This is a genomic window from Nonomuraea sp. NPDC026600, from assembly GCF_040638335.1.
Classification (GTDB): domain Bacteria; phylum Actinomycetota; class Actinomycetes; order Streptosporangiales; family Streptosporangiaceae; genus Nonomuraea.
In genome coordinates this window covers 101,996-127,768 of sequence record NZ_JBEZYD010000007.1, presented here as the reverse complement: position 1 = coordinate 127,768, position 25,773 = coordinate 101,996, and the positions used below count along the sequence as shown (strand labels likewise).

The 25,773-nt window shown below is 69.7% G+C and carries 26 protein-coding genes and 1 pseudogene; 7 read left to right on the top strand and 20 right to left on the bottom strand.

The genetic code is table 11. The features are described 5' to 3' along the window. Window positions 1-32: 32 nt before the first annotated feature. From AB0F17_RS18870 to AB0F17_RS18850, 5 genes are all read right to left on the bottom strand, one after another. The gene (locus AB0F17_RS18870; protein ID WP_358024235.1) at window positions 33-881 is read right to left on the bottom strand and encodes an EamA family transporter; all 849 of its coding nucleotides are present in this window, start codon (window positions 879-881) and stop codon (window positions 33-35) included. Window positions 882-1,167: 286 nt separating this feature from the next. After that, the gene (locus AB0F17_RS18865; protein ID WP_358024954.1) at window positions 1,168-2,250 is read right to left on the bottom strand and encodes a bifunctional 3-(3-hydroxy-phenyl)propionate/3-hydroxycinnamic acid hydroxylase; all 1,083 of its coding nucleotides are present in this window, start codon (window positions 2,248-2,250) and stop codon (window positions 1,168-1,170) included. Between the two features lie 35 nt (window positions 2,251-2,285). Beyond that, window positions 2,286-3,311 (bottom strand): 4-hydroxy-2-oxovalerate aldolase, encoded by a 1,026-nt coding sequence (gene dmpG, locus AB0F17_RS18860; RefSeq protein ID WP_358024232.1) that lies wholly within the window; start codon window positions 3,309-3,311, stop codon window positions 2,286-2,288. Further along, window positions 3,308-4,270 (bottom strand): acetaldehyde dehydrogenase (acetylating), encoded by a 963-nt coding sequence (locus AB0F17_RS18855; protein WP_358024229.1) that lies wholly within the window; start codon window positions 4,268-4,270, stop codon window positions 3,308-3,310. The genes dmpG and AB0F17_RS18855 overlap by 4 nt, the downstream gene beginning before the upstream one ends. Beyond that, complete coding sequence (locus AB0F17_RS18850) at window positions 4,267-5,070, bottom strand: fumarylacetoacetate hydrolase family protein (protein ID WP_358024226.1); 804 nt, start codon at window positions 5,068-5,070, stop codon at window positions 4,267-4,269. The genes AB0F17_RS18855 and AB0F17_RS18850 overlap by 4 nt, the downstream gene beginning before the upstream one ends. A gap of 111 nt (window positions 5,071-5,181) precedes the next feature. On the opposite strand from AB0F17_RS18850, the gene AB0F17_RS18845 reads away from it, so the two are divergent. Further along, window positions 5,182-5,931, top strand: a complete 750-nt coding sequence (locus AB0F17_RS18845; protein ID WP_358024223.1) for an IclR family transcriptional regulator — start codon at window positions 5,182-5,184, stop codon at window positions 5,929-5,931. Between the two features lie 159 nt (window positions 5,932-6,090). Beyond that, a complete protein-coding gene (locus tag AB0F17_RS18840) occupies window positions 6,091-6,594 on the top strand; it encodes a hypothetical protein (protein ID WP_358024219.1) in 504 nt (167 codons plus the stop codon). A gap of 22 nt (window positions 6,595-6,616) precedes the next feature. Here the strand turns inward: AB0F17_RS18840 and AB0F17_RS18835 are convergent, their stop codons facing one another. The 3 genes from AB0F17_RS18835 to AB0F17_RS18825 form a co-directional block, all read right to left on the bottom strand. Beyond that, complete coding sequence (locus tag AB0F17_RS18835) at window positions 6,617-7,108, bottom strand: DUF4396 domain-containing protein (protein WP_358024216.1); 492 nt, start codon at window positions 7,106-7,108, stop codon at window positions 6,617-6,619. Window positions 7,109-7,410: 302 nt separating this feature from the next. After that, window positions 7,411-8,361 carry a M56 family metallopeptidase gene (locus AB0F17_RS18830; protein ID WP_358024213.1) on the bottom strand — a complete coding sequence of 317 codons (951 nt, stop codon included), beginning with the start codon at window positions 8,359-8,361 and terminating at the stop codon, window positions 7,411-7,413. Next, window positions 8,358-8,732 (bottom strand): BlaI/MecI/CopY family transcriptional regulator, encoded by a 375-nt coding sequence (locus AB0F17_RS18825; protein ID WP_358024210.1) that lies wholly within the window; start codon window positions 8,730-8,732, stop codon window positions 8,358-8,360. Before AB0F17_RS18825 ends, AB0F17_RS18830 begins: the two co-directional genes overlap by 4 nt. Before the next feature lie 548 nt (window positions 8,733-9,280). Between AB0F17_RS18825 and AB0F17_RS18820 the strand changes: the two genes are divergently transcribed. Continuing rightward, window positions 9,281-9,886, top strand: a complete 606-nt coding sequence (locus AB0F17_RS18820) for a DUF305 domain-containing protein (RefSeq protein WP_358024207.1) — start codon at window positions 9,281-9,283, stop codon at window positions 9,884-9,886. A 53-nt stretch (window positions 9,887-9,939) separates the two neighbouring features. Here the strand turns inward: AB0F17_RS18820 and AB0F17_RS18815 are convergent, their stop codons facing one another. From AB0F17_RS18815 to AB0F17_RS18775, 9 genes are all read right to left on the bottom strand, one after another. Continuing rightward, entirely contained in the window at window positions 9,940-10,755 is an 816-nt protein-coding gene (locus AB0F17_RS18815; protein WP_358024204.1) for an alpha/beta hydrolase, read from the bottom strand. Between the two features lie 48 nt (window positions 10,756-10,803). Next, on the bottom strand, window positions 10,804-13,101 hold the full coding sequence (locus AB0F17_RS18810) for a xanthine dehydrogenase family protein molybdopterin-binding subunit (protein WP_358024201.1): 2,298 nt from the start codon (window positions 13,099-13,101) through the stop codon (window positions 10,804-10,806). Further along, a complete protein-coding gene (locus AB0F17_RS18805; protein ID WP_358024198.1) occupies window positions 13,098-14,078 on the bottom strand; it encodes a xanthine dehydrogenase family protein subunit M in 981 nt (326 codons plus the stop codon). Before AB0F17_RS18805 ends, AB0F17_RS18810 begins: the two co-directional genes overlap by 4 nt. Continuing rightward, complete coding sequence (locus tag AB0F17_RS18800; protein ID WP_358024195.1) at window positions 14,075-14,575, bottom strand: 2Fe-2S iron-sulfur cluster-binding protein; 501 nt, start codon at window positions 14,573-14,575, stop codon at window positions 14,075-14,077. The genes AB0F17_RS18805 and AB0F17_RS18800 overlap by 4 nt, the downstream gene beginning before the upstream one ends. Before the next feature lie 19 nt (window positions 14,576-14,594). Beyond that, window positions 14,595-16,004 (bottom strand): DHA2 family efflux MFS transporter permease subunit, encoded by a 1,410-nt coding sequence (locus tag AB0F17_RS18795; RefSeq protein ID WP_358024192.1) that lies wholly within the window; start codon window positions 16,002-16,004, stop codon window positions 14,595-14,597. A gap of 286 nt (window positions 16,005-16,290) precedes the next feature. Then, window positions 16,291-17,505 carry a hypothetical protein gene (locus AB0F17_RS18790; protein WP_358024187.1) on the bottom strand — a complete coding sequence of 405 codons (1,215 nt, stop codon included), beginning with the start codon at window positions 17,503-17,505 and terminating at the stop codon, window positions 16,291-16,293. 90 nt (window positions 17,506-17,595) lie between these two features. Then, window positions 17,596-18,606, bottom strand: coding sequence for a cation diffusion facilitator family transporter (locus AB0F17_RS18785; protein ID WP_358024184.1), 1,011 nt, complete (start codon window positions 18,604-18,606; stop codon window positions 17,596-17,598). A gap of 80 nt (window positions 18,607-18,686) precedes the next feature. Further along, window positions 18,687-19,094 carry a metalloregulator ArsR/SmtB family transcription factor gene (locus tag AB0F17_RS18780; RefSeq protein WP_214636578.1) on the bottom strand — a complete coding sequence of 136 codons (408 nt, stop codon included), beginning with the start codon at window positions 19,092-19,094 and terminating at the stop codon, window positions 18,687-18,689. After that, the gene (locus AB0F17_RS18775) at window positions 19,075-20,385 is read right to left on the bottom strand and encodes an aminotransferase class V-fold PLP-dependent enzyme (RefSeq protein WP_358024180.1); all 1,311 of its coding nucleotides are present in this window, start codon (window positions 20,383-20,385) and stop codon (window positions 19,075-19,077) included. Before AB0F17_RS18775 ends, AB0F17_RS18780 begins: the two co-directional genes overlap by 20 nt. A gap of 150 nt (window positions 20,386-20,535) precedes the next feature. Between AB0F17_RS18775 and AB0F17_RS18770 the strand changes: the two genes are divergently transcribed. The 4 genes from AB0F17_RS18770 to AB0F17_RS18755 all read left to right on the top strand — a co-directional run bounded on the left by AB0F17_RS18770 (window position 20,536) and on the right by AB0F17_RS18755 (window position 23,554). Beyond that, window positions 20,536-20,964, top strand: a complete 429-nt coding sequence (locus AB0F17_RS18770; RefSeq protein WP_358024176.1) for a hypothetical protein — start codon at window positions 20,536-20,538, stop codon at window positions 20,962-20,964. A 95-nt stretch (window positions 20,965-21,059) separates the two neighbouring features. Next, window positions 21,060-22,145: a PLP-dependent cysteine synthase family protein gene (locus tag AB0F17_RS18765; protein ID WP_358024173.1), complete on the top strand. Its 1,086-nt coding sequence runs from the start codon at window positions 21,060-21,062 to the stop codon at window positions 22,143-22,145. Further along, window positions 22,142-23,383 carry an MFS transporter gene (locus AB0F17_RS18760; protein WP_358024170.1) on the top strand — a complete coding sequence of 414 codons (1,242 nt, stop codon included), beginning with the start codon at window positions 22,142-22,144 and terminating at the stop codon, window positions 23,381-23,383. The genes AB0F17_RS18765 and AB0F17_RS18760 overlap by 4 nt, the downstream gene beginning before the upstream one ends. A gap of 30 nt (window positions 23,384-23,413) precedes the next feature. Continuing rightward, on the top strand, window positions 23,414-23,554 hold the full coding sequence (locus tag AB0F17_RS18755) for a cupin domain-containing protein (RefSeq protein WP_358024168.1): 141 nt from the start codon (window positions 23,414-23,416) through the stop codon (window positions 23,552-23,554). 66 nt (window positions 23,555-23,620) lie between these two features. On the opposite strand, the gene AB0F17_RS18750 is transcribed toward AB0F17_RS18755, so the two are convergent. From AB0F17_RS18750 to AB0F17_RS18740, 3 genes and pseudogenes are all read right to left on the bottom strand, one after another. Continuing rightward, the gene (locus tag AB0F17_RS18750; protein ID WP_358024980.1) at window positions 23,621-24,778 is read right to left on the bottom strand and encodes a hypothetical protein; all 1,158 of its coding nucleotides are present in this window, start codon (window positions 24,776-24,778) and stop codon (window positions 23,621-23,623) included. Between the two features lie 87 nt (window positions 24,779-24,865). Further along, window positions 24,866-24,919: pseudogene (locus tag AB0F17_RS18745) on the bottom strand (LacI family DNA-binding transcriptional regulator); the annotation flags it as partial. A gap of 61 nt (window positions 24,920-24,980) precedes the next feature. Further along, window positions 24,981-25,757, bottom strand: a complete 777-nt coding sequence (locus AB0F17_RS18740; RefSeq protein ID WP_358024165.1) for an alpha/beta fold hydrolase — start codon at window positions 25,755-25,757, stop codon at window positions 24,981-24,983. Window positions 25,758-25,773 lie beyond the last annotated feature (16 nt).

The window sequence follows — 25,773 nt, the reverse complement described above, 5'->3', positions numbered from 1 at the left end:
AGCGGCCGACAGGGCGCGCTCACCCAGTACGGTCATCCGGCGGCGAAGGCGCCGACCGAGACCGCGCACAGGAGCAGTCCCACGGCGTGCACCAGGTATGTGCGCTCGCGCAGGACGGCGGCGGCCAGCGCGACGGTGAAAGCCGGGTAGAGCGAGGTGATGACGGCCGAGACGGCGAGCGTCCCCTCGCTGGTGGCCAGGAAGTACAGGAGCGTGGCGCCGACCCCCAGGACCCCCGTCCAGAGCGCGGCCCACGACGGTTTCCGGGTGACCGGGTTGTGGGCTCCGTCCCGCCTGCCGGCCAGCGCGAACGCCACCAGAGCCACGGCCAGGACGACGGCGGCGCTGAGCTGGCTCGCCGCCACCGGCCACAGGCCCGCTTCGTCGCCGGCCCGGTCGAGGCAGATGAACAGGGCGGCGAAGCCCAGCCCGGCGAGCAGCCCCGGGCCGACGCCGCCGGAGCCGCGTCCGCCCGACTGCATGGAGACCAGCCAGATCCCCGGGATGGCCAGGCCGAGGCCGAGAAGGGAGAGCGCCGTGAACTCGCGGCCGGACATCAGGTCGACGGGAATGGGCAGGCCCGCCGCGCCGACGGCCGACAGCGGCCCGGCCACGTTCATCTGTCCCCGTGACAGGCCGCGGTAGAGCGCCAGCGTGCCGATCGCGCCGCCGAGCCCGGCGGCCATCCCCCACGCGATCGCGCTCGGGGTGGGGTGAGCGCCGACGACGAGAGCGGCGGCCAGGCCGCCGACTGCGGCAGCGCATTGTCCGATGAGCCCGACCAGCCCATAGTGGGCTCGGCGTGACAGGAGCCCGCCGAGGAAGTCAGAAGCGCCGTACAGGGCGGCGGCGGCCAGCGCGAACAGGATTGCCAGCTGCATGGCCGGTCACCGGCTCACGCGGTAGACGTTGGGGCATGTCTCCCCGCTCACTGGCTCCAGCCTGCGGGCGAAGGCATTGCCGTCCAGGGATGGGTTGGGGTTCACGCTGGTCTGTCCCATGATCCGTCACTCTTTCGCAGCAATTTCATCGACTCTATGTACGCGAGTCCCATGCTGCCGACAGATTGGATGTCTGGACAGGGCCGATTTGCACCCGGAATTGAGGTCCGATTGTCGGCGTGCCATCACGACCTTCCATGATCGCCGCCGCGTCCGGCGGTCGCCGTCAGGACGTGTTCTGTCCACCGGAGCGGAGCAAGGTGTCGCACAGGGCTGACAGGTCGCGGCCGGCGCTCAGCACCGTGCCGTCGGGACGGATGGCGGCGGCCGTCGCGTCTCCTCCGAGCAGCCAGCGGTCCAGCTCGCTGCCCGGCCGGGCCAGGAGAAGAACGGCTCCGCGCCGGTCGATCGCGGCGTGTTGTCCGGCGGCCGGGTGGATGGCCGTGACGATGGCGAACCGGCCGGCGGCCACCTCGTCGAGACGGCGCCCGTGCTCGAGGACCGGATTGGGACACAGCGTGCCCGCCAGGGTGCGGCGCAGGCGTGGCCGCAGCACCAGATCGGTTCGTCGCCGGGCCGGGGTCTCGCTCCTCAGCATGCGCTGCTGGAGGCCGGGCACCCGATGGAGTCGCGGCACGACCGCGGCGCGGATGAGGTTGCCCAGCTCGCCGCCCTCGGTCATCGTCGTCCCGACGAGCTTGGCCCGCCGGATCAGCGTACGGACGTGCGGTTCGCGTTCGGCCTGGTAGGTGTCCAGGACCCGCTCGGACAGGCTTCCGTCGAGGACGCCCGCCAGTTTCCAGGCGAGGTTGCTCGCGTCGCGCAGCCCGGCACCCATGCCCTGGCCGATGAAGGGCGGGGTGAGGTGGGCGGCATCGCCCAGCAGGAAGATCCGGCGCTCTCGCCATCGGTCGGCCAGCTGGGCGCGGAAGGTGTACTCGGCCACGCGCAGGAGTTCCAGCCGCTCGGGCGCGATGTCCTTGGTCCAGGGCGCGATCAGGGGGTGCAGGCGGTCCATCGCCTGGTAGTCGGCCGCGGTCTCACCGGGCCGTAGCCGGAACTCCCAGCGGTAGCGGGTTGCCCCGATGCGCATGTAGGTGGCGGGGCGGTGCGGGTCGCAGACCTGGTGCACGCCTTCCCATGCGGCGAGGTCGGCCTCGGTGTCCACGTCGACGACGAGCCAGCGTTGCGCGAAGCGCAGGTCCCGCATGCTCGCGCCGATCGCCGTGCGGGTCAGGCTGTTGGCTCCGTCGCAGCCCAGCACATAGCCGGCCAGAACGCGGTGGCGCTCACCGGTGGATCGGTCGATGAAGTCGAGGTGGCCGTCGCCGGGCGCGGTGAGAGTCAGGCGGTCGCGGCCCCGCGGGCCGCGGCCAGGTCGAGAGCGATGTCGGTGATCATGTCTTCCTGGCCGCCTACCATCTTGCGCCGTCCGACCTCCACCAGAACGGCCCGCGTGTCGAGGCCGTAGCGGGCCGCGGCGGCCTCGGCATGGCGCAGGAAGCTGGAGTACACCCCGGCGTAGCCGAGCGTGAGGGTCTCCCGGTCCACCCGCACCTCCCGATCCTGCAGGGGACGGACCACGTCGTCGGCCGCGTCCATCAGCTCGAACAGGTCGCACCCGTGCTTCCAGCCCATGAGGTCGGCGACCGCGACGAACGCCTCCAGCGGGCAGTTGCCGGCACCGGCGCCCTGCCCGGCGAGCGACGCGTCGACGCGCCTGGCGCCGTTCTCGACGGCGACCACGGTGTTGGCGACGCCCAGGGCGAGGTTGTGGTGGGCGTGGATGCCCACTTCGGTGCGGTCGTCGAGCACGTCACGGTAGGCGCGGAACCGCTCACGTACGCCGTCCATCGTCAGCCGGCCGCCGGAGTCGGTCACGTACACGCAGGCGGCGCCGTACGACTCCATCAGCTTCGCCTGCTGGGCGAGCTCGGCCGGTTCGGCCATGTGGGACATCATGAGGAAACCGGCGACGTCCATGCCCAGGTCGCGGGCGGCCGCGATGTGCTGCGCGGAGATGTCGGCCTCGGTGCAGTGGGTGGCGACGCGTACCGAGCGGATGCCGAGCGCGTGAGCCTGCCTCAGATCGTGCAGGGTGCCGATGCCCGGCAGCAGCAGCGTGGTCGGCACGGCATCGCGGACGACGTCGCAGACGGCCTCGATCCACTCCCAGTCGGTGTGCGCGCCGACGCCGTAGGTGATGCTGGAGCCGGACAGGCCGTCGCCGTGGGCGATCTCGATCGCGGCGACCCCGGCGGCGTCCAGGGCGGCGGCGATGGTACGGGCCTGCTCCACGGTGTAGTGGTGGCGGACGGCGTGCATGCCGTCCCTGAGGGTCACGTCCTGGACGTAAAGGTCAGCGGTCATCGGGAGATCACCTCCGTGAAGCGGTGCGCGGCGATGCGTTCCGCGGTACGCAGCGCCGCCGAGGTCATGATGTCGAGGTTGCCGGCGTAGGCGGGCAGGTAGTGGGCGGCGCCCTCGACCTCGAGGAACACCGACACCTTCGCCGCCTCGCCGGATCGGCTGCCGGCCGGCAGCAGCGCGCGCAGCGGGTCGTCGGCGGCGACGCGGTCGAACTGCACCTTCTGCTTGAGGCGGTAGCCAGGTACGTAGGTCTGCACGCGGGCGACCATCTCCTCTATCGAGGTGGTCACCGCGACGTCGTCGCACTCGCCGACCAGGCAGTGCACGGTGTCCCGCATGATCAGCGGGGGCTCGGCGGGATTGAGGACGATGATCGCCTTGCCCCGGGCCGCACCGCCGACCTGCTCGATGGCCGAGGAGGTCGTCTCGGTGAACTCGTCGATGTTGGCGCGGGTTCCGGGGCCGGCCGAGCGTGACGAGATCGAGGCCACGATCTCCCCGTAGTGCACCGGGGTCACGGCGGCGACGGCGGCGACGACGGGAATGGTGGCCTGGCCGCCGCAGGTGACCATGTTGACGTTGTCGGCGTCCAGGTGCGCGTCCAGGTTGACCGGGGGGACGACGTACGGGCCGATGGCGGCCGGCGTCAGGTCGATCACCGTACGACCGGCGGCGCGCAATACCTGGTCGTTGCGGCGATGGGCGCCCGCCGAGGTGGCGTCGAAGACGATGCGGACGTCGGCGAACTCGTCCAGTGCCAGCAGACCGTCCACACCTTCGTGGGTGGTGGCGACCTTCATGCGGCGCGCGCGAGCCAGGCCGTCGGAGTCCGGATCGATGCCGACCATCGCCCCCATCTCCAGGGACCCGGACAGCCGCAGAATCTTGATCATCAGATCGGTGCCGATGTTGCCCGAGCCGATGACCGCGACCTTGGTCCGGTTGGTAGTGGCACTCATGCCTGCACTCCTTCCGGGGCCGCGAAGCCGACCCCGACCGTGCCGAGGCCCTCGATCCGTGCCACGAACTCGTCTCCCGGGGCGGCGACCGACATCGGCCCCAGAGCACCGGTGAGGACGATGTCACCGGCCCGCAGCGGGTCGCCCAGGCCGGCCAGGGTGGCGGCCAGCCACAGCGCGGCGTTGAGGGGGCCGCCGAGGCAGTCGGCGCCGGTCCCTTCCGAGACGGTCTGACCGTTCTTGGCCAGGGTCATCCGTACACCGCGCAGGTCGACCCGGTCCAGCGGCACGGGGGTGCCGCCCAGGACGAACAGGCCGCTGGAGGCGTTGTCGGCGACGGTGTCGACGATGGTGATGTCCCAGCCCGCGATGCGGCTGTCGACGATCTCCAGCGCGGGCAGCGCGAACGCCGTGGCCCGCAGTAGGTCGGCGACGGTGGGGTCACGGTGCGGCAGGTCCTCGCCCAGCACCAGGGCCACCTCCGCCTCGACCTTCGGCTGCAGGAGCCGACCGGCGGCGATCTGGTCGCTCTCCGCCACGGCCATGTCGGCGAACAGCACACCGAAGTCCGGCTGACCCACCCCGAGCTGGCGCTGCACAGCGCGCGACGTGAGGCCGATCTTGCGGCCGACCGGCCGGCGGCCCGCGGCCAGGCCGCGCTCGACGTTCAGCCGCTGCACGGCGTAGGCGGCGTCGATGTCCGCCTCTGGCAACAGGTCGCGTACCGGAGGGTGGGCCACGCCGGTGAGCGCGGCCTCCGCCAGGAGGGTCGCCACCTTGGTCACAGCATCGGGGCTCATGACGGCCACCTGCACGGGCGGTGTGGCGTGGGCATGCGGGTACCTCCAGAAAGTGCCGTCGGGTGACCCCCAGATATAGGCGACCGGTTGGTGGGCGGCAAAATATGTTCCGTGACACGGAACAGGGCTGCGGGAAACATGCTCGACAAGGCGGCATCGATCTTGGACTGCTACCGCCCCGACGGCGGGTCGTTCCGTTTGACGGAACTTTCCGCTCGTACGTCACTGCCCAAGACCACGGTGTTCCGCCTCTGCGCGGATCTGGTCCGCCTGGGCCTGCTGGAACGGGAGGCGGACACCTACCGGCTCGGCGGCAAACTGTTCGAACTGGGTTCGCTGGTGCCGCGCCGCCATGATCTGCGCGAGGCGGCGCTGCCGTTCCTGCAGGATCTGTTCGAGGCCACCCGCGAGACCGTGCACCTGGGAGTCCGCGAGGGACACGAGGTGGTGTACGTCGAGCGGATCCATGGTCACGACGTCCTGCCACTGCCCTCCCGCATCGGCGGCCGGCTTCCTCTTACCTGTACCGGGGTCGGAAAGGCCCTGCTGGCCTTCTCGGATGCCGAGTTGACCGAGCAGGTGCTCGCCGGGCCACTGGCCAGTCTCACCCCCTACTCGATCACCGATCCGGTACGCCTGCGCACCGCCATCGAACAGGCCCAGGTGTCGGGCCTGGCCTACGAGGAGCAGGAAGCGGCGCTGGGTGTCAGTTGCATCGCGGCGCCGGTTTTCGATGGACAGGTGGCGGTGGCGGCCCTGTCGGTGGCCGTGCCGCGGGTCCGGTTCCGTCCAGCTCAACTCGCTCCCGCCGTACGCACCGCGGCCCTGGGCTTGTCGCGCCTTCTGCGCTCGGGGCGATGAGGTCGGGGCCCAGGGTCGCGAGCGGCTTGCCGGCCTCGTTCACCCATGCACCGCCACGCATCTGGGTGCTGTACCGGGTGATGGCCCGGCATCTCACTCCACCTCGCGGGGATCTCGTGCTAGCTTTTCTATGTCTTCCTAGTAGGGAAAGTGGGAATTATGAGCGCCGATCTCGCCGCCACCCGCCGGGCGTACAAGCCGGAGGAGTGCGCCGAGCTCGCCCGCCGGGCCGCGGAGTCCGTCGACATCGGCGAACTGCCGCGGAGCGGGCCCGGGGGTTACGTGCTGCTGTGGTCGGACGAGCACTCCATCGCCTGGCTCAACACTTGGTGGGAGGCTCGCGACACCGGCTTCCACGACCACGACGGATCGGCGGTCGGCGTGTACGTCCTGGCGGGCAGGGTGTCCAACGAGGGGCTCCCGATCGAAGGCACGCGGCGGGTCGGGTTCTACGGAGCGGGCGAGTCGTTCTCCTTCCCCGGGACCGGCATTCACCGGATGGATCACGAGGCGGGCGCGATCACGATCCACGTCTACTCGCCGCCGCTGCGCGGCATCGGGCACTACGAGGTGGTGGACGGGTTCCTGCGGCGCACACCCGGCTCCCCCGACGAGGCCTCGCCGCCGAGCCCGGGCCTGCGCGAGGCGCTCGGCGTCGGCTGATCCTTCTCCCCGTCCGGGTGGCTCAGCGGTGGTAGGCGTGGACCACCGCGTGGCCCTTGCCCCGGCCGATGATCCATTTGTTGATCGGAGTGGTGACCAGGAAGGCGACCAGCAGGGACAGCGCCAGGGCGCCCCAGAACAGTCCGGAGGTCAAGGTGGCGTTCATGGCGCCGGGGATGACGAGCATCACGCCGTTGTCCACGATCTCCATCACGATGATCGACACGGTGTCGGCGGCCAGTGCCAGCTTGATCGCGGTGCTCCAGTTCACGCCTGCCCGGCGGAGCGGCAGCAGCGTCAGCAGGTAGCCAAAGAAGAAGGCGAGCACCACGGCCACGGCGATCGACGGGGCCGTGCTCCAGCCAAGTGCGGTGGCGATCACCAGGCCGAGGATCTCGCCGATGGCGCACCCCGTCAGGCAGTGCAGGGTCGCCGCCGCCGCCGTCGACCACGACGCCTTGCCGGGTTGGGCGGCGTGCTCATGTCCCTCGGAGTGTGGCATCTGCTCGCTCATGAAGTACTCCCAAGGGCGGTACGTGATTTAACTGACTTGCCTCGAAGGTATACCCCCCATGGGTATGTAGGCAAGCGAGGGGAAGCAGCGTCGGGCACCTTGCCGATAGCGCATGGCCAAGACTGAGGTTGGTTACCGAAAGGGGGTGAACGCCAGGCGTCAGCCGGGTGGATGGCCCCGGAGGGAGGCCCCGCGAGATGTCCGCGGACGCGGGTGCCCGCCGGTCAGGAAGGTCCGCGGGCCGCTGATCATGAAGCTGCTGACGTGTGCCGATTACTACTATTGCTCATCGTCAATAGGGCTCAGAGACTGAGCAGGGAGTGGCAGTGGTGGGCGAGGAACGCGCTCACGCCTGGGATGGCGGCCAAGATGGCCGGGCCCGCCAGCAGCAGCGCGACCGCGACCCGCCCGGCGAGACGTTCTCGCCGGGCGAGTGGCGCCTCCGGGTTCAACATCCGGCGGACGCGGGTCAGGGCCGTCTGGCCGCCCGCGCCCAAGGTGAAGGCCGGTACCCGTCCGGTCGCGAGCCTGACCAGGGCCGCGGCGATGTGCGCGCGCGGATGGCGGCGGGCCGCGACGTCGTCGGCCAGCAGTTCGACCAGCCGGGCGATCTCGGCTTGCGCGCATACGAACAGCGGGACGCCGGGAAAGGCCCGCAGCAGGGCCTCGGTGCCGGCCAGGACCAGATGATGCCGCCCGCGCAGGTGGGCCTGCTCGTGCGCGAGCACGGCGGCGACGTGCTCGGGAGCCAGAGACCGCAGCGCGCCGGTGGTGATGACGGCCTTGCCGTTCCTGCCGGGCAGGCAGTACGCCATGCATTCCTCGTAGTCGACCACGACCGCGCCCAGTTCGCCGTCGTGCCGTCCGAGCAGGGCGAGCGCCTCGGCGTGCCGCAGCCTTTCCCGGCGTGCGCCGAGCAGGACCGCCCCGCCGGTATAGAGCACCCGCACCATGACAAGCCCGGCGGCGGCGAGGCCCACGCGCGTGCTCGTGGTGCTCAGCGTCGCTCCGTCGCCGAGCAGGGCGGCGCAGGCCTCGAACAGTTCGGCGAGCTCATGCCCCACCACCGAGGCGGGCACGGCCACGGCGAACGCCGACAGCAGCGCCGAGATGACCACCGAAATGCTCGCCGCCTGCCACATCGCGATCGCCAGCCGTGGCGCACGGTCCGCCCATGTGGCCCGCCTCAGGAATCGCGGGAGAACCAGGGCCGCGAAAACGCAGTACAGCGCGAGGATCGCTGCCACGATCATGACCGGCGTCCCTTCGGCGGGTAGACCTGGAGTGCCGCATCCAGGGCGTTCGCCTCTTCAGGGGTGAGCCGTTCGATGAAGTGCACCAGCGTGGCCGCCCGGTTTCCGCTCCTGGACAGCGAATCGCGCATCACCTCGGCGGTGTAGGCCTCCTTGGAGGACACCGTCTCGTAGACGTAGGCCCGGCCGACCGGCTCGCGCTTGAGCAGGCCCTTGGTGTGGAGCTTGTCCATCACGGTCATCACCGTCGTATAGGCGATGGTGCGTTCCCGCTGGAGATGTTCCAGTACGTCCCTGACCGAGGCGGGCGCGTTGGTGGCCCACATACGATCCATGATCGTGGACTCGAGCTCTCCCAGGCGGCGCACCATCTGACCTTCTCCTCCGGCTGTCGTCCGCCTGATGCTACCGGCGATCGTAGAAACGCTTCGGGCTCACCCGATGGCCTCCTGCGTCCGTACGTGCTTCGTCGGCGAGCGGCGAGCTGACCCGTGGGCGGGCGTCGCGGTCGGGCGTGGTGATGCCGGCGCGCTTGGCGCCGAATCTACGACCCACCGTAGTAAGCTGGCAAGGCTCGGGCAGTTTCCAGTTCGTTCCAGGGGAGCCAGTGGGAGTTCTGCGGCAGGGCCTCGCGTTGCGGGTCGCGCGTGGCTTCTTGCTCGTCGTTCTCTCTTTGGGCGTGTGCTTGGCGATACTGACCTCTCTTCTGCTCATGGTGCTGATGGCCGCCTGGGTTCGATCGAGGCGGGGAATCAGCGGCATCCACGGGCCGCTCTCGCCTGTCCGGCAGGTCGCGAGGCCGCCGCCGGAGCCCACCTCCCGTCTCTCTCTGCTGCGCATATAGGCCGATGACGCGCGGATAGGCCCCGAGGCTGTCCGCAAAGGCCGACAGTTCTGACAACAGAGAGAACAAACAACCATGCCTATCAACCGCAAGATTTCGCTCGTCATTGCCGCGGGCGCGCTCGCCCTGCTCGCCGCGTGCGCGGGCAACGGCGAGTCCATGGCCGGAAGCGACGGGATGGGCGGCATTGTGCCCGCCGCGACCACGCCCAGCGCGCAACCGTCGGCCATCTTCAACGACGCGGATGCGGTGTTCGCGCAGATGATGATCCCGCATCATGAACAGGCGGTCGAGATGGCCGACCTGGCGCTGATGCGCGCGAGCGACCCGGAGATCGAGGAGCTCGCGGCGAAGATCAAGGCCGCTCAGGAGCCGGAGATCCAGACCATGAAGGGCTGGCTGACCGAGTGGGGCAAGCCCGTGTCCTCCGGCGGTATGGGGCATGACATGCCCGGCATCATGTCCGAGGAGGACATGAAGAAGCTCGAAGCGGCCAAGGGCAAGGCCTTCGACAAGCTGTTCGCCCAGCTGATGATCGCCCATCACAAGGGCGCGATCGAAATGGCCCGCACGGAGCGGGCCAACGGCTCCAACCCGAAGGCCAAGGAGCTCGCCAAGGCGATCGGAACCTCCCAGCAGGCCGAGGTGGCGCAGCTGCAGAAGGTCGTCGACCGGCTCTGATCCAGGGAGCCGCCCAGGCGTCACAAGCGCCTGGGCGGCTTCTCGGGATCAGGCTACGACGCCCCGGCCAGCAGGAAGGGGATCAATCGTCGATATGTCTGATCAGGACAGTCGTCATGTAGGGAGTGCCCGCAGTCGGTCAGGACGTGGGTCTCGGCCACGGACAGCCGGTCGGTGAACCGATGGAGGAGATCTACAGGCAGAAAGCGGTCCTGATCGCCCCACAGGAGGAGTACCGGCACCCTCACCAGGTGCAGGTCCCGCTCGGTGGCCGTCCATCGTACGGATCGCTCGACTCTCAGCATGGTCGCCCGGTTGTGCGGTGATCTCATCTCCGTGGCGGCCTCGCGCGCCAGGGCATAGGGAATGCGATCACGGTGGACAAAGGATTTACGCAGCAGGTGCCGTACCGACCCCAGGGGTATGAGCCGCACGGCGAGTTCGCCGATGAGCGGCAGCCGCATGAGCCGAAACTCCCACACGTCGCGGACGTCGAGCCCGCCGGGAGCCAGCAGCGCCAGGCGGCTGACCCTGGCCGGAAACAGCTCCGCGAAACGCAGGGCGAACCCGCCGCCCCACGAGTGGCCGACGATGGCGACCTCTGGCAGGTCCAGGCCGTTCAGGAACGCTCCGATGGAGCGAGCGATCGCGTCCACGTCATGCCGGAACGTCGGGTCGAGAACCTCCGTGCGTCCCTGGCCGGGAGGATCGAGGGCGTACACGGTGTGGTGCCTGGCGAGCACCTCGATCATCGCGTGAAACGAGAGCCGCCAGCCTCCGCTGCCGGGGAGCAGCAGCACGGGAGGACCGGATCCGGTCCTGCGGTAGCGGAACCGGGCGATGGAGGTGTCCAGGTGTAGGTCGCTCATCGTCTGAGCCGAGGCGGGAGTCGACTATCTTGCATAGTAGGCCTGGCCTTACATCAGCTTGTCGGGCGTGATGGGAAGATCGCGCACCCGCTTGCCGGTGGCGTGGTAGACGGCGTTGGCGATCGCCGCGGCCACTCCGACGATGCCGAGTTCGCCGATCCCTTTGGCGCCGAGCGGGGTCTGCGGGTCGGGCCGGTCGACGAAGTGCACGTCGATGTCGGGGACGTCGGCGTGGGTCGGCACGTGGTACTCCGCCAGGCTCGGGTTGGCGATCCGGCCGGTGCCCTCGTCGAACAGGGTCTCCTCGGTCAGTGCCATGCCGATGCCCATGATGATCCCGCCTGCCATCTGGCTTCTGGCCTGTTTCGGGCTGACGATGCGGCCGCCGTCGAACGCGCCGACCCAGCGGATGACGCGCACCTCGCCGGTGTCCTGGTCCACCCGCACCTCGCAGAAGTGCGCTCCGTAGGTGTTGGTGGAGCGTTTGATCGTCTGGTACGGCAGCGCGGACGAGCCGGTCACCTCGAGCGACTCCCGGCCGGCAGCGGCAAGGATCTGCTGGTACGTCATGCCGCGGCCGTCCGGCAGGAACACTCCCTCGTCGCGCGTCTCCACCTCCTCGGGCCCGCGCCCGGCCAGCGGTGAGCCGGTGCCCTTGGTCAGCGCCAGCAGCTCCCGGACCAGGTTGTCGCGGGCGGACCAGATGGCCGAGGCGATGGTGGTGGTGGCGGCCGAGGCGCCCGGGATGCGGGTCTTGGCCACGTTCGAGTCGCCGTGCAGGAAATGGATCTTGTCCATCGGCAGGCCCAGGCGCTGGGCGGCGTGCTGGGTCTGCGCGGTCGAGGTGCCGGCGCCCAGTTCGTTCGTGCTGCTGTGGATGGTGATGGTGCCGTCGGAGGCCAGGTGGAGTCTGACGGCCGCGACGAGTATGGCGTCGGGGTTGATCGCTGCCGCCATGCCGTACCCGATGAGGTGGTGCCCGTCGCGCATGGCGCGCGTCGCTGGCGGGCGGGCCCGCCAGCCGAACGCCTCCGCACCGAGTGCGTAAGCCTCGCGCAGGTGGCGGCTGGTGAAGCGGTTGCCGGAGACCGGGTCGCGGTCGGGCTCGTTGCGCAGGCGCAGGTCGAGCGGGTCCATGGCGAGCCGCCAGGCGAGCTCGTCCATCGCCGACTCCATCGCGAACGAGCCGGGCGCCACGCCGGGCCCGCGGAAGAACGAGTTCTGGATCCGGTCCACCCGCACCACCCGCTGGTGGGCGCCGATGTCGGGGCAGGCGTACAGGTGGCGGGAGGCGGCGATGGCGGCTTCGGCGAACTCGTCCGTCGTACAGATGGACAGCGCGTCATGCGTGATCGCGGTGAGACGTCCTTGGGCGTCGGCGCCCAGCGCGATCCGGCTCTCGGTGGGCGCGCGCCCACCGGTCATGTGGAAGGTCTGTGCTCGTGACAGGACGAGTTTGACGGGACGGCCGGCGAGTTTCGCGGCCGCCACCGTCAGCGACACGTGTGGCCAGGCCACGGTCTTGCCGCCGAAACCCCCTCCGATGTACGGCGCGAGCACGCGGACCCGCCGTTTCGGCAGCCCGAACTTCTTGGCGAGCATCTCCTTGACGCCATAGGGGTACTGCGAGGCGTCGTAGACGGTGAGGTCGTCGCCGTCCCAGTGCGCCAAGGTGGCGTAGGGCTCCATGGCGTTGTGGTGTTCGAGCGGTGTGGTGTAGACGTGCTCCACCTTGACCTGCGCGTTCGCCAGGCCCGCGCGGGGATCGCCGACGAGGGTCCTGGCTTCCTCCAGCACCGCGTGGGCCGGGGTGTAGGCCGCCTCGGGTGTCATCGACAACACGGCCGGTTCTCGCGCGTACCGTACGTCGACGAGCCTGGCCGCGTGCTCGGCCTGCTCGCGCGACCCGGCCACGACGACCGCGACCGGCTGGCCGTTCCAGAAGATCTCATCGGTGTTGAGGATCGGCAGGCTCATGGCGGCCGCGCTGACCATTCCCTTGAGCGTGGCGTACGCTCCGGTCGGCTTCATCCTCGGCGCGTTCTGGTGGGTCATCACCAGGACGACGCCCGGGGCAGCGGCCGCCCGGGAGGGGTCGATGGCGATGATGCGGCCCTTGGGGATCGTGCTGCCGACCGCGACGGCGTAGGCGAGCCCGGGGAGGTCGTGCTCGGCGGTGTAGCGGATGGCGCCGGTGACCTTGGCGCGTCCGTCGACCCGGTCGACCATACGGCCGATCTCGCCTTTCTCCGTCGACAGCGGATCGTGACGGCCGTCCGGAAGCAGCCTGGCGACCTTGCCCACGGCTCTCATGCCGAGGCTGAATCCACGCGAGGTGAGGCTCATGCGGAACCTGCCAGTTCGGTGAGCGTGCGACGGATCAGGCGTTCGGCCAGCTCCACCTTGAAGCCGTTGTGCCGCCGGGGGCGCGCCTCAGCGACCGCCTCCTCGGCGGCCAGGCGGAACGCCGGCTCCTCCGCCACCGCGCCCGTCAGCATCTCCTCGGCCGAGTACGCCCGCCACGGCTTGTGCGCCACCCCGCCCAGCGCGATGCGTACCGCCGCCGTCCTGCCCTGCTCGACCCGCAGGAGTACGGCGACGCTCACGAGCGCGAACGCGTAGCTGGCACGGTCGCGGACCTTCACATAGGCCGCCTGCCCCGGCGGGCCCGGTGGCAGGTCCACGCTCGTGATCAGCTCGCCGTCCCGCAACTCCGTCTCGACGTCGGGGGTGCGGCCAGGCAGCCGGTGGAAATCCGTGAGCGGTACGGTTCGCCGCACCCCGCCGGGGCCCTGGACGTTGACGACGGCATCGAGGGCGGCCAGGGCGACACACATGTCGGACGGGTGCACGGCGATGCAACTCTCGCTCGACCCCAGGACGGCATGCGTGCGGTTGAAGCCGCCGAGAGCGGCGCAGCCGGTGCCGGGGGCGCGTTTGTTGCAGGCCGCGGCGGCGTCGTAGAAGTATCCGCACCGGGTCCGCTGGAGCAGGTTCCCGCCGACCGTCGCCTTGTTGCGTAGCTGGGGCGAGGCGCCGTTCAGGATCGCCTTCGCGAGCAGCGGGTAGCGGCGACGGACCCGGTCATCGTGGGCCACCCGCGAGTTACGCGCCAGCGCCCCTAAGCGCAGGCCGCCGTCGGGCAGGTCCTCGATGTCGGCGAGCGGCAGCCGGGTGATGTCCACGAGCCGCTCCGGGCGCTCCACCTCCTCCCGCATGAGGTCGACCAGGTTCGTTCCGCCGGCGAGATACCTGGCGGACCCCGCTGCCTGTTCGATCGCGTCGGAGATGTTCGCGGCCCGGACGTAGGAGAACTCCCTCATGACCGCGCCACCTCGCGGATGGCGGCCACGATGCCGTTGTAGGCGCCGCAGCGGCACAGGTTCCCCGCCATCCGCTCCCTGATCTCGGCGTCGGTGAGCGCCACAGGACCGCCGTGTTCGGCTGACACGGCGCTCGGCATTCCGGCACGGTGCTCCGCGAGCATGGCGACGGTCGAGCAGATCTGCCCCGACGTGCAGTATCCGCACTGAAATCCGTCATGGGCCAGGAAGGCGTCCTGCACCCGGCTGCCCACCTCGTGAGCGGCCATGGCTTCGATCGTGGTGATCTCCATGTCCTCGCACTGCACGGCCGGCGCGAGGCAGGAGTTGATCCGCTGACCGTCGGCCAGCACCGTGCAGGCACCGCAGGCGCCCTGGTCGCAACCCTTCTTCGTGCCCGTCAGGCCGAGGTGCTCGCGTAGGCAGTCGAGCAGGCTCACCCGGGGATCCAGATCCAGCTCGTACGACATGCCGTTGACTCTCAACTGGATGTTCATGACGGTCCCAACCTTGTGATCAGTGGGCGTGTACGCCGACGGGAACCTGGGCCTTGCCCCTGGGCACCAGCACCAGCGCGATGATCGCGGCGGCCCCCGCGCCGATGGCGCATGCCGTGTAAGCGGCGGTGAATCCGGCCGTCGAAGCGTGCTCGATGCCGACGGCCGCGATCGTGGACACGACCGCCGTGCCGATGGACCCGCCGACCTCGTGGAAGGTGTTGACCACGCCGGATGCCAGCCCGGCCTCGTGGTGCGCGACGAACCCGAGCGCCGTGGTGGTGGCGGCGACGAACACCAGCACCACTCCGGCGGCGCCGACGGTCAGCCCGATCACGATGCCCGCCGTACCCTCCGACAGCGCCAGCACCACGGCACCGGCCCCGGCGACGACGAGCCCGCCCACCGCGGACACACGTGCGCCGAGCCGCCCGATGAGGCGACCCGCCAGATGCCCGGTGACGGCGGTCCCCACCGCGACCGGCAGGAAAAGGATCCCGGCGGTGAGCGCGGACTGCCCCTGTACGCGCTGCATGTACAGCGAACCGAGGAAGACGGAGCCCAGCAGCAGGGCGGTGCCGATCAGCATGAGGAACGCGCCGGTGGCGACGGGACGGCGGGCCAGGATGCGCACGTCCATCAGCGGCTCCTGAACAGCCCGCTCGACCAGCGCGAACGCGGCATAGCCGACCACGGCCCCGGCCAGCGCGCCCAGCGTGGCCAGGCTTCCCCAGCCCGCTTCTCCGGCGTTGACCAGGCCGTAGATGAGCGCCGCTGTCGCCCCCGTGACCAGCACGGCGCCAGGCAGGTCCACCCGCCGCCGTACCTGCGGCCGATCGGCGGCGACCACGCGTGGCAGCCAGGCCAGTACGGCCAGCCCGACAGGCACGTTGATGAAGAACACCCACCGCCAGCCCGGCCCGGCCGCGAGCACGCCGCCGAGGATCGCGCCGACGGCGAACCCCACGCCGCCCAGAGCGGCCCAGATGCCCAGCGCCTTGTTCCGCTCGGCTCCGTGGAAGGTCCGCGTGAGCGTGGCCAGCGCCGAGGGGGACAGCAGGGCGGCGCCGACGCCCTGGGCGAGCCTGCCGCCGATCAACATGGGGCCACCGGTGGCCGAGCCGGTCACCAGCGAGGCGAGGACGAAGACGATCAGCCCGGTCAGCAGGATGCGGCGGGCCCCGAACGTGTCGCCGAGCCGCCCGCCCAGCAGCATGAGCCCGCCGAAGCACAGCGTGTACGAGGTGACCGCCCAGGTGAGCGGGACACGGTCGAGATGCAGGTCGGCGCCGATGCTGGGCAGCGCCACGTTGATCACGGTGACGTCCAGGATCAGCATGAACTGCGCCACGCACAGCAGGACCAGAGCCGGCCAGCGCCGCGGGTCCGTCGCCTCCGCTTGGTCCGGCGAGTGGGCGAGATGAGCCACGAGATCTCCTTAATATGAACAGTGATGTACGAGTTATCGTAGACGACTTTCCGATGAACTTGAACATATGTGTTCAACTTAGACCCGTGGATCATCTCTCTGAAACGCGACCTGCCCGGTGGCTCCGCGGGCGGCCGCGCTTCCCTTGACCTACTGCCGCACTCCTATTTGGCCAGGGCGGTGGTCATGCGATGGACGGCGTCGGTGAGCCGTGCCGGTGCGGTGGGTCCTCGACACCCTGCGTGGCCGGCTCTGCTCGGATCAGGGCTTGTCCCCGAGGTCCTGCTCAGTCTCCGTGCAGGCCGTCGGGGTCGCAGTAGTCGACTCGGTTCGTCGGCTTGAAGTTGGACACGATGATCTCGCGTTTGAACGGGCCGCCGCGTGGCACGTCCTCGGCCGACACCTCGTACGTGAACTGCTGCATCGTTCGAAGCCGGGTGCCACCGATGACGACCGGGCTGCGGACCAGGTAGATGGCGGCCCATGGGCAGCAGTAGTAGCTGCCGTACGGCCTGCCCCCGGCGTCGGTGGCGTAGGTGATGGCGCCACCGGTGAACGCGGCGTCGATCTCGGCCTGGATGCGCAGGGTGCGGGCCCGGTCGGGGTCGTACTCCCACATCTCCTTGATCGCTTGCCGGGCGCGGGGATCCGCCTGCCATACGCCGCGCTTCTGCGGGTCGGTCAGGCACCAGGGGTCGAAATTGCGGGCGTTCACCGGCGGCACCGCGGCGGGAGGCGTGGCCCGTCTCGCGTCCACCCCTTGGTAGCCGGCGATGAGTTGCGGCATCGCGGTCAGCTGGCCGAGGTGGTAGTAGATCTCCAGCGCCCGCTGCAGCCGCTGCTCGATCGCCTCGTGCATCCGCGCGTTCGGGGCGGTGTGCAGCAGCCCTTCGGCGTAGTCGGCGGCGGTCGCGGCCTCGGCGACGAGTTGCCTGAGCCGCTGCAACGCGTTCAGGTGCCGGTCGGCGTCGGCGACCGTCTGCTCGAAGACGCCGAGTGCGACCTCGGCGTGCTGGCGGATCGAGCGGGACGCGGCGAGCATGCCGTGCAGGTGCGGCAGCGGACATGGGCTGGCCTCGGCCCACTCCGGCAGGTCGGCCGGGAGGAGTAACTCCTTCTCCACCAGATAGCCGGGATTGCCCGCCGCCTGCCGCGCCCGCGACACCCAGCCTTCGACCTGCGCGAAGCACGCGCCCACCTGGTGGGCGGTCACCGGCGGCACGAAGCCGGAGGTGCGGGGGTCGGCGGCGTAGTCGGCGTCCAGCAGGTGCTCGCCGATGGCCTGGAGGACGAACGCGTTCCACACGCACAGCAGTTGCCCGGCCGCCCCCTGCGGACCGTGCCACAGGTTCACCCCGTCCTGGGCCAACCGGCGCCGGAGGTTCTCCGCCTGCTCCAGCTCGGTGTACACGATCCCGCCCGCCCGCCGGTACGCTTCGAGCTCGTCGGCCCGGACTTCCCCCTTGAGGGTCGCGGCCATCCGCGTCATCAACGTCCCCATGCGATCCCCTATCCCCTGTCCCCGTACGCCGTCCGTCGTAGCGTAAGTCGGGATATGGGCGGTGATCTCCGACTAACCCAAACATTTTGATCACGGGTCGACAGGCAGATCCTTCGGCTGTGGCACCGAGGTTCCCTTGTGCGAGGGGCCGTGCGGGTCGGCGCAGTGCGCGTCCGCCTCGCCGATGGTCAGCAGCTCGGGCGGGGCGTGGTCGACCTGCAGGGTGGTGTGTTCGATGGCGTAGGTGTCGTGCAGCAGCCGCTCGGCGGCCACCCGTACGCCGTGGCAGTCGGCGCCCGGTGTGACCAGGATGTGCGCCGACAGGGCGGCGTAGCCGGAGGTGACCTCCCAGACGTGCAGGTCATGGACCTCGACGACGTGGTCCAGGGCGGCCGCCTGCTGGCCGATCTCGGCGGGGTTCATGCCCACGGGCGCGGCTTCCATGAACACTCGGCCGGCGTCGCGCACCAGTCCCCAGCCCGCCTTGAGCATCAGCCCCGCCACCACCAGGGCGGCGATCGCGTCGGCCTGCGCCCAGCCGGTCAGCCACACCACCGCGCCCGCCACCGTGGTGGCGATGAAGGCGAACAGGTCGTTGAGGATGTGCTGGTAGGCGCCCTCGACGTTCAGGCTGGAGCGGTTGGCGCGCGACAGCAGCCAGGTGGCCGCCAGGTTGACGGCGATCCCGGCCAGTCCGGTCACCACCACGTACAGGCCCTCCACCTGGGCGGGTTCGATGATCCGGTGGATGCCTTCGTAGATGAAGTACGCGCTCAACAGCAGCAGCGTGATGCCATTGACCTGTGCCGAGATGATCTCGGCCCGCTTCAGTCCGTAGGTGAAGCCACCCTGCGGGGGCCGGGCGGCGATGCGCATCGCGATCAGGGCGAAGACGATGGCCACCGCGTCGGTCAGCATGTGCCCGGCGTCGGAGATCAGCGCCAGTGACTGCGCCACCAGGCCGATGACGACCTCGATCGCCATGAAGCCGACGATCAGTGCCAGCGCGCCGCCCAGGTAACGGCTGTCGGCGTCCACGCTGACGGCGTGCCCGTGACCGTGCCCGTGACCATGTCCGCCGTGGTGATGCTCTTCCGCCATGATGTCCTCTCAGGCCAATACATGAACATATGCTCAGATGTGAGAGTCGCAGGACTGCCGTCGATCTGTCAATCGTTCTCCTACGCTTCTCGTTCGGGGTGGATCGCCTGGGTGTGGGCTGTGTGGGCCGCGGCCAGGTCAAGCAGCATGCGGACGTGCGCGTCGTCGAGCCGGTAGTAGGCCATCCGGCCCGCGCGCCGTACCGAGACCACGCGATGCGCTCGGAGCAGGCGCAGGGCGTGGGAGGCGGCGGACTCGCTCAACCCGCTCACCACCGCCAGATCACACACGCAGAGCTCTCCCTCAAGCAGCGCCATGAGCAGTCGCAACCGGCCGGGATCGGAGAGCAACCCGAAGACATCGGCGGTGTCGGTCAGGTCGGTGTCCACCGGCATGCGCGCCTGCACGGCCGCGACGCGCTCCGCGTCGACCACTCTGGTGCTGCAGCTGTCGACGTCCGTCACCTGATTACTTGAAGATGCGTTCATGTGTAGACCATAGGTGCGATCCGGCGATGTCGCGAAGTGCCAGGGCGAGCCGGTCGACGTCGTCCGTGGAGGTGAACAGGGCGGGAGTCACCCGGACGCAGTCGCCCGCGCTGACGCCGCCGCGGCGGACGGTGAAGATGCGGTGGCGGCTCATCAGCTGGTCGGTGATGGCGACGTTGTCGGCCTCGCTGGTCCGCCCGCTCACCCGGAACGCGGTGATGGCGCCGTACATGGCAGGGTCCTCGGGTGTGAGGATCTCCACGTTGGGGACGTCACGCACCTGGTGAACCCACCGTTCGCGCAGGTAGCGCAGGCGGGCCTGCTTGCGCGCCGCACCGAGGGCGTCGTGGAAGTCCAGGGCCGCGCCGACGGTGAGGATCGGCGCGACGTTCATGGTGCCGGAGTGGACCCGGGAGCGGATGTCCTGCGCGGGATAGGTCTCATCGGCGAAGACGCGGTCGATGTCGGCCAGGCGGTCCTGGCGGATGTAGAGGAACCCGGCTCCCAAGGGCGCGCCCATCCACTTGTGCAGCGAGAAGACGGCGAACTCGGCGTCGAGGTCGGCGATGGTGAAGTCCAGTTGTCCCCAGGAGTGGGCGGCGTCGACGATGACGTCGACGCCATGGGCGCGGGCCAGCGCGGTGATCTGCTTGACCGGCAGCACCAGGCCGGTGCGGTTGTTCATGTGCGACAGCAGGAGCAGCTTGACTCCCGGGTGCTCGCGCAGGGCTTGGGCATAGGCCTCCAGCACCGCTTGCCGGGTCGCCGGCTCCGGGATGACGAGCCGCTCGACCCGCACGCCGCGGCGCTCGCGCAGCCAGTTCATCGCGTACTGGGCGCTGTGGTAGTCCAGGTCGGCGTACATGACCGCGTCGCCGGGGCGGAGCCCGCGGTAGCCGGCGATCAGATTCTGCAGGGCCTCGGTGCCCCCGCGGGTCAGCGCGATCTCCTCCGTCGCGACGCCCAGCAGGGCGGCGATGCGCTGCCTGACCTGGTCGGCCTGGGCCTTGTACGTGGTGCGCAGCAGGTAGGAGCTGACCTCGTTGAGGTGGTCGACGTTGCGGTGATAGGCCCGGCGTACGGGCTCGGGCATGATGCCGTAGTAGCCGTTCTCCAGGTTGACGAACTCCGCGCTCACCCGGAACTGCCGGGCGACGGCGGCCCAGAAGGGCTCGTCGCGGGCCAGTCGCTCGGGCGCGGTGCCCGGGGGAACGATCAGCGGATCGCCGAGGGCGGGGCCGGCGGCCAGCGCGCCGAGCCCGGCCACCATTCTGCGTCGAGACAGGCTCATAGAAAGACTCCACGTAAGTCGGCAGGATAACCGGTCTGGCGGAAATGTATTTCGCTGAATGCGGCATGTCGCGAACAGGGAACGCCGCTTTACGGAAACCTTTGTCTTCGCTGGGCGCGTCCTGCCGCTCGCCGGGCATCATTGCCAGTGATGCTCGCGACACGATCAGTTCGTTCTCGCCGTCCGGCCCTGTGGAGCGCCGGACGGCTGCTCGCGAACGCCTTGGTCGTCCTCGCCATGATCATGGGTGTGGTGTTCGCCCATGGCGGCGGGTGCGCGGCCGTGATGCTGTCGGAAGCGGGCGCGCACGCCAAGCACAGCGCCCGGTTCACCCCGATCACGTCGGTGAGCTCGCTGGATGCGCGGTGTCTGCATCGCGAACTGCCGCTCGGCCATCATCACGGGACCGAACAGGACTGCTCGGTGATCAACCCGGTCGGCGTGTCGGTGTCCTTCGACATGCCGGCGGGCGCATGCGCTTCCCCGGCGCGGGTCGCCGGGAGATCTCCGGCGGCCTCGGGGGACATGGCGCCACCGGCCGTGCCCGGTTTCGCGGAATTCTGCGCCCTGCGCATATAGGACGCCGGCGTTTCTATTGTCGTCGTCCATTTCCGTCGGCCCGGCGGTTATTTCGTCATGCCCGGACAGCATCATTCGCATCGGGGATCAACCACATGCCATCAACGTCCGTACGCTTTCAGAACGCGCCATCAGCCGGTTATCCATCACTCTCCCTCGCGGTCGGGAACACACCATTGGCGTTCATCGCCGATCCCCGCGTGCCAGGAGGCAGCGGGTTCTGGGCCAAGCTGGAGGGCTTCAACCCGGGCGGGATCAAGGACCGGCCCGCACTGCACATGGTCCGCCAGGCACGCGCCAGAGGAGACCTCGAACCCGGCGCGACCATCATCGAGTCCACCAGCGGCACGCTCGGGCTGGGCCTGGCGCTGGCGGGCATCGTCTTCGGCCACCCGGTCGTGCTGGTGGGCGATCCGGGCATGGAGCCGCTCATGCGGCGGCTGCTCACCTCCTACGGCGTCCGCCTGGAGATCGTGGCCCAGCCGCATGCCGTCGGTGGCTGGCAGCAGGCCCGCCGGGAGCACGTACAGCGCCTGCTGGCGGAGATACCCGGCTCCTACTGCCCCGACCAGTACAACAACCCCGACAACGTCGACGCCTACGCCGGGCTGGCACACGAGTTGCTGGCCCGGCTGCCCCACATCGACGTCCTGGTGTGCTCGGTCGGCACCGGCGGGCACAGCGCCGGCATCTTCAACGTGCTGCACCGCCACTTCCCCGACCTCAAGCTGGTCGGCGTCGACACGGTCGGGTCCAAGATCTTCGGCCAGCCCGGCAGGCCACGGCTGATGCGCGGGCTGGGCAGCAGCATCCATCCCCGCAACGTCGCCTACGACTCCTTCAGCGAGGTGCACTGGGTCAGCCCGGCCGAGGCGGTGTGGGCCTGCCGTACCCTCGCCGCACGGCACTACATCTCCGGCGGATGGAGCACCGGCGCGGTCACGCTGGTGGCCGGCTGGCTTGCCCGCACCACTGCCGGCCAGACCATCGTCGCCGTCTTCCCCGACGGACCCTGGCGGTACTGGGACACCATTTACGACGACGAGTACTGCCACGAGAACGCCCTGCTCGGCACCGTTCCGAACGACGAACCGGACCTGCTGGAGACCCCTGCCGACCGCGAGGTGCACCGGTGGACACGCTGCGCCGACGTCAGCGACCCGCTGGGGAGCACGCGGTGATCGGTGTCGTGCGGCAGTTCCGCTCCTTCGACCGCCCGATCCAGCTCCTGCAGATCAACCAGGTCGGCATCAACCTCGGCTTCTACATGCTCATGCCCTACCTCGCCCATCACCTGGCCACCGGCGCGGGGCTGGCGGCCTGGGCGATCGGGCTGATCCTGGGACTGCGGAACATGAGCCAGCAGGGCATGTTCCTGGTCGGCGGCAGCCTGTCGGACCGGCTCGGCTACAAACCGATGATCATGATGGGGTGCGCGCTGCGTACCGTCGGGTTCGCCCTGTTCGGGCTGACCACCTCGCTTCCGTTGCTGGTTCTGGCCGCACTGCTGACCGGTTTCGCCGGGGCGCTGTTCAACCCGGCGGCGCGCGCCTACCTCGCCTGCGAGGCCGGGGAGCGCAAGGTGGCGGCGTTCGCCGTGTTCAACGTGTTCTACCAGGGCGGCATCCTGCTCGGCCCGCTCGTCGGCGTGGCCCTGCTGAGCGTCGGCTTCACCGCCGTGTGCCTGTCGGCGGCGGCGATCTTCGCGGCGCTGACGGTTCTGCAGGGGAGATACCTGCCCAAACGTCGCGTCCTGGCCGGCGATGAGCGCCAGCCGGTCCTGCATGACTGGAAGCGGGCGTTCAGCGATCGGGCCTTCCTGTCCTTCGCCACGGCGATGATCGCCTCCTACGGGCTATCCTACCAGATGTACCTCGGACTGCCGCTGGAGGTGCAGCGCGTCGGCGGCGGCGATGGGGGAGTGACGGCGCTGTACGCCCTGTCGGCCCTGCTCGGCATCGCCGGACAGGTGCGCCTGACCGCCTGGTGCGCCGCGCGCTGGACCCGGGGCCAGGCGATCTCCCGCGGGCTGGCACTGATGGGGCTGGCCTTCGCGCCACTGGCGGTGGCGGGACGGCTACCTCTCCCACCGCCGTGGTCCATGCTGCCCGCGATCACCTGCACGATCCTGCTCACCCTCGGCACACTGATCGCCTTTCCCTTCGAGATGGCGACCATCGCCGACATGGCGGGAGACCGGCTGATCGGCACCTACTACGGGGTGTACAACCTGCTGTCCGGCGTCGGCATCCTGGCAGGCAACCTGCTGGCCGGCGCCATGGTCGACGTGGCCCGCTCGTCCGGCTGGGCGAACCTGCCCTGGCTGCTCCTGGCCGCCGCCGGCCTCGCCTCCGCGGCGGCCGTCAGACGCCTGGAGCACCGCAACCGGCTCGCCATCCTTCACGCGGCGCCCCATTAGCCAGGGGCGTCAGATGCTGGTGGAGCGGTTGTGATCCTGGAGTTGCGCGTGATCTTGCGTGGCGTGGTGCGGGCGCGCGGCGACGAGATCGTCGTGATGCGCCCTGGCGACACCGTCCACACACCGCCGGGGGAGTGGCACTGGCACGGCGCCGCCCCGACCACTTCATGACCCATCTGGCCATGTGGGAAGGCGCCGGTGAGGACGGCGTCCCCGAGACCACGTGGGGCGAGCCGGTCAGCGACGAGGAATACCACGCCCGTCGTCATGGAGGATGATGCTGCCTTGAGGTGGTCTCCAGGTGTAGCCGGCGGCCAGTGCCGTGCCGGTGGCCGGGAGGGCGGTCACGTTCGACCATTGGAACCCGGTCGTGACCGGTGTGACGTTCTGCCGGGTCAGGCTCGCGCCGGTCAGGCGTAGCGTGTCGATGGACACGGTGGTGTAGGCGTAGGGGTCCTGCCCTTCCGGCGTCGCGGTGATCGACTGGCGGGTGGAGGCCGCGTACACGGGCCCGTCCCCATCGCCGGACAGCGCCGTGATGACGTCGCCGGGCAGCCGGATCTGCCGCCAGGTGCCGGCCTGCTGGTGCAGGAGGACGGTTCCCGGCTGTGACCAGTCGCCCTGCTGGAAGCCCACGGCGATCCAGACCTCGTTTCGCCCGGTGACGAGCACCTCGTTGAATGTGGGCCGCACAGGGCCATAGGCAGGAGTGGGCGCGGACGGCGGCGTGACCGCGGGCAGGTTCACCGGCTGCCACGTCTTGCCGTTCCAGTGCGTGACCGTGCCGGGTGCCAGTCCCCAGATGTCGGAGGCCGACCGTACGCTGATCTCCTTCAGGCCGGCCGGAGCGGGCAGGCTCGTCCAACGGCCGCGGTGGAAGTGTTTGACGAACGCGCCTTGGGAGCGCTCGTCGTGGCCCACCACCCAGGTGTGATCGGCACCGGTGACGTCCAGATCGGTGATCGTGGTGCGGCCCCAGCCCATGAGCCGCCAGCGGTTGCCGTCCCAGCGGGACAACACGGAGCGGTCGCCCTCGGCGGTGCCGGCGACCCACACGTTGGCCGGTGAGGAGGCCTCGATGCGGGAGAGCTCGCGGAGCGGGAACCCTTGGGGGCCGGACGGTTTCGGGCGCATCTCGGTCCAGACCTGGCCGTTCCACCTCATGATCAGGGGAGCGGTGAAGAACGAGCCGGAACGCGGATCCCGCTCCTTGGTGCTGCGCGCGCCCGCGGCCCATGCGTTGCTCGGTCCGGTGGCGGCGAGGTCGTTGACGACCGTGTCCGGGCCGGAGCGGTAGCCGATCCGCCAGCCGGCGTCGCGGACGGTCGTGGCCTGGGCGGGGGGCGTCAGGCCGATGCCCGCCGCCAGCACGACGGCCATGGGGAAGCGATACACACCCGGATGATCGCCTGAGGAAATGAACGGCCGAGTGGCGGTTGTGTGACATGTCAGGGAATGACGGTAAGGCGATGACCAGGGATGGTCGTTCAGAACGCGAGACACCGTGACGCGCGACACGCCGGCCTCGCGTGCCACGTCCGCCGCGCGTTCCTGCCAGGCCACGGTTCAGTGGGACATCGGCGCATGTACGTCATCGTCATCGCGACAGGTGCTTGCGGAGAAAGTTCAGGGTGGACTGATGCAGCCGGGTGCGGTGCGGGACCGTGGCCCAGGCGTGGCCGGCGCCCGGGACCACTTCCAGTTCGGCGTTGCCGTTGTAGTGATCAAGGTAGCGGTGCGCGTAGGAGACCGGGGCGATGTCGTCCTTGTCGCCATGGATGATGTGGACCGGGCCGGTGTAGGAGCGGGAGCGGCCGTACACGTCGAGGTGGGCGATGTCCTCGACGAGGGCCGGGCTCATGCGGTGGCTGTCGGCGTCGAAGTATCCCTTCTCCGCGATTTCGGCGGCGATATCGCGACCTTTGAGAAAGCCGCCGCCGACTTCGAAAGGCGCGACGGCGGCGGGTGACCACAGGCACAGCGCCCGGATACCGGGCTCCTCGGCTGCCACGATGCTCGCGACGACGCCGCCCATGCTCATCCCGACCAGGCCGATCCGATCGGGGTCGGCGAAGTCGAGCGTCCGTACGTCCTGGACGACCGACCGCACCTCGGCGATCTCTCCGGTGATGGTGACGTCGAAGAAGTCGCCGTCGCTTTCTCCATGACCCGAAAGATCGACCCGTACGGACGCGATGCCCTCCCCTTCGAGCAGCCGGGACATGTGGACGAAGGATGCGGCCTCCAACCGGTTGGCGCTGAAGCCGTGCACGAGCACCACGGTCGGCCGGCGCGTTCCCGCGGACCCCTGGGGGAGGTGCACGGTGGACCGCAGGGTCAGTCCGTTGTGATGGAAGTCGTGGTTGAGGATCACCGGGTGCTCCTTCGGA

Excerpts from the sequence above, each read along its gene's own strand:
- AB0F17_RS18870 (WP_358024235.1), bottom strand. The coding sequence starts at position 881 with ATGCAGCTGGCAATCCTGTTCGCGCTGGCCGCCGCCGCCCTGTACGGC.
- dmpG (WP_358024232.1), bottom strand. The coding sequence starts at position 3,311 with ATGACCGCTGACCTTTACGTCCAGGACGTGACCCTCAGGGACGGCATG.
- AB0F17_RS18855 (WP_358024229.1), bottom strand. The coding sequence starts at position 4,270 with ATGAGTGCCACTACCAACCGGACCAAGGTCGCGGTCATCGGCTCGGGC.
- AB0F17_RS18850 (WP_358024226.1), bottom strand. The coding sequence starts at position 5,070 with ATGAGCCCCGATGCTGTGACCAAGGTGGCGACCCTCCTGGCGGAGGCC.
- AB0F17_RS18840 (WP_358024219.1), top strand. The coding sequence starts at position 6,091 with ATGAGCGCCGATCTCGCCGCCACCCGCCGGGCGTACAAGCCGGAGGAG.
- AB0F17_RS18835 (WP_358024216.1), bottom strand. The coding sequence starts at position 7,108 with ATGAGCGAGCAGATGCCACACTCCGAGGGACATGAGCACGCCGCCCAA.
- AB0F17_RS18830 (WP_358024213.1), bottom strand. The coding sequence starts at position 8,361 with ATGATCGTGGCAGCGATCCTCGCGCTGTACTGCGTTTTCGCGGCCCTG.
- AB0F17_RS18825 (WP_358024210.1), bottom strand. The coding sequence starts at position 8,732 with ATGGTGCGCCGCCTGGGAGAGCTCGAGTCCACGATCATGGATCGTATG.
- AB0F17_RS18820 (WP_358024207.1), top strand. The coding sequence starts at position 9,281 with ATGCCTATCAACCGCAAGATTTCGCTCGTCATTGCCGCGGGCGCGCTC.
- AB0F17_RS18815 (WP_358024204.1), bottom strand. The coding sequence starts at position 10,755 with ATGAGCGACCTACACCTGGACACCTCCATCGCCCGGTTCCGCTACCGC.
- AB0F17_RS18810 (WP_358024201.1), bottom strand. The coding sequence starts at position 13,101 with ATGAGCCTCACCTCGCGTGGATTCAGCCTCGGCATGAGAGCCGTGGGC.
- AB0F17_RS18805 (WP_358024198.1), bottom strand. The coding sequence starts at position 14,078 with ATGAGGGAGTTCTCCTACGTCCGGGCCGCGAACATCTCCGACGCGATC.
- AB0F17_RS18800 (WP_358024195.1), bottom strand. The coding sequence starts at position 14,575 with ATGAACATCCAGTTGAGAGTCAACGGCATGTCGTACGAGCTGGATCTG.
- AB0F17_RS18790 (WP_358024187.1), bottom strand. The coding sequence starts at position 17,505 with ATGGGGACGTTGATGACGCGGATGGCCGCGACCCTCAAGGGGGAAGTC.
- AB0F17_RS18785 (WP_358024184.1), bottom strand. The coding sequence starts at position 18,606 with ATGGCGGAAGAGCATCACCACGGCGGACATGGTCACGGGCACGGTCAC.
- AB0F17_RS18780 (WP_214636578.1), bottom strand. The coding sequence starts at position 19,094 with ATGAACGCATCTTCAAGTAATCAGGTGACGGACGTCGACAGCTGCAGC.
- AB0F17_RS18775 (WP_358024180.1), bottom strand. The coding sequence starts at position 20,385 with ATGAGCCTGTCTCGACGCAGAATGGTGGCCGGGCTCGGCGCGCTGGCC.
- AB0F17_RS18770 (WP_358024176.1), top strand. The coding sequence starts at position 20,536 with ATGCTCGCGACACGATCAGTTCGTTCTCGCCGTCCGGCCCTGTGGAGC.
- AB0F17_RS18765 (WP_358024173.1), top strand. The coding sequence starts at position 21,060 with ATGCCATCAACGTCCGTACGCTTTCAGAACGCGCCATCAGCCGGTTAT.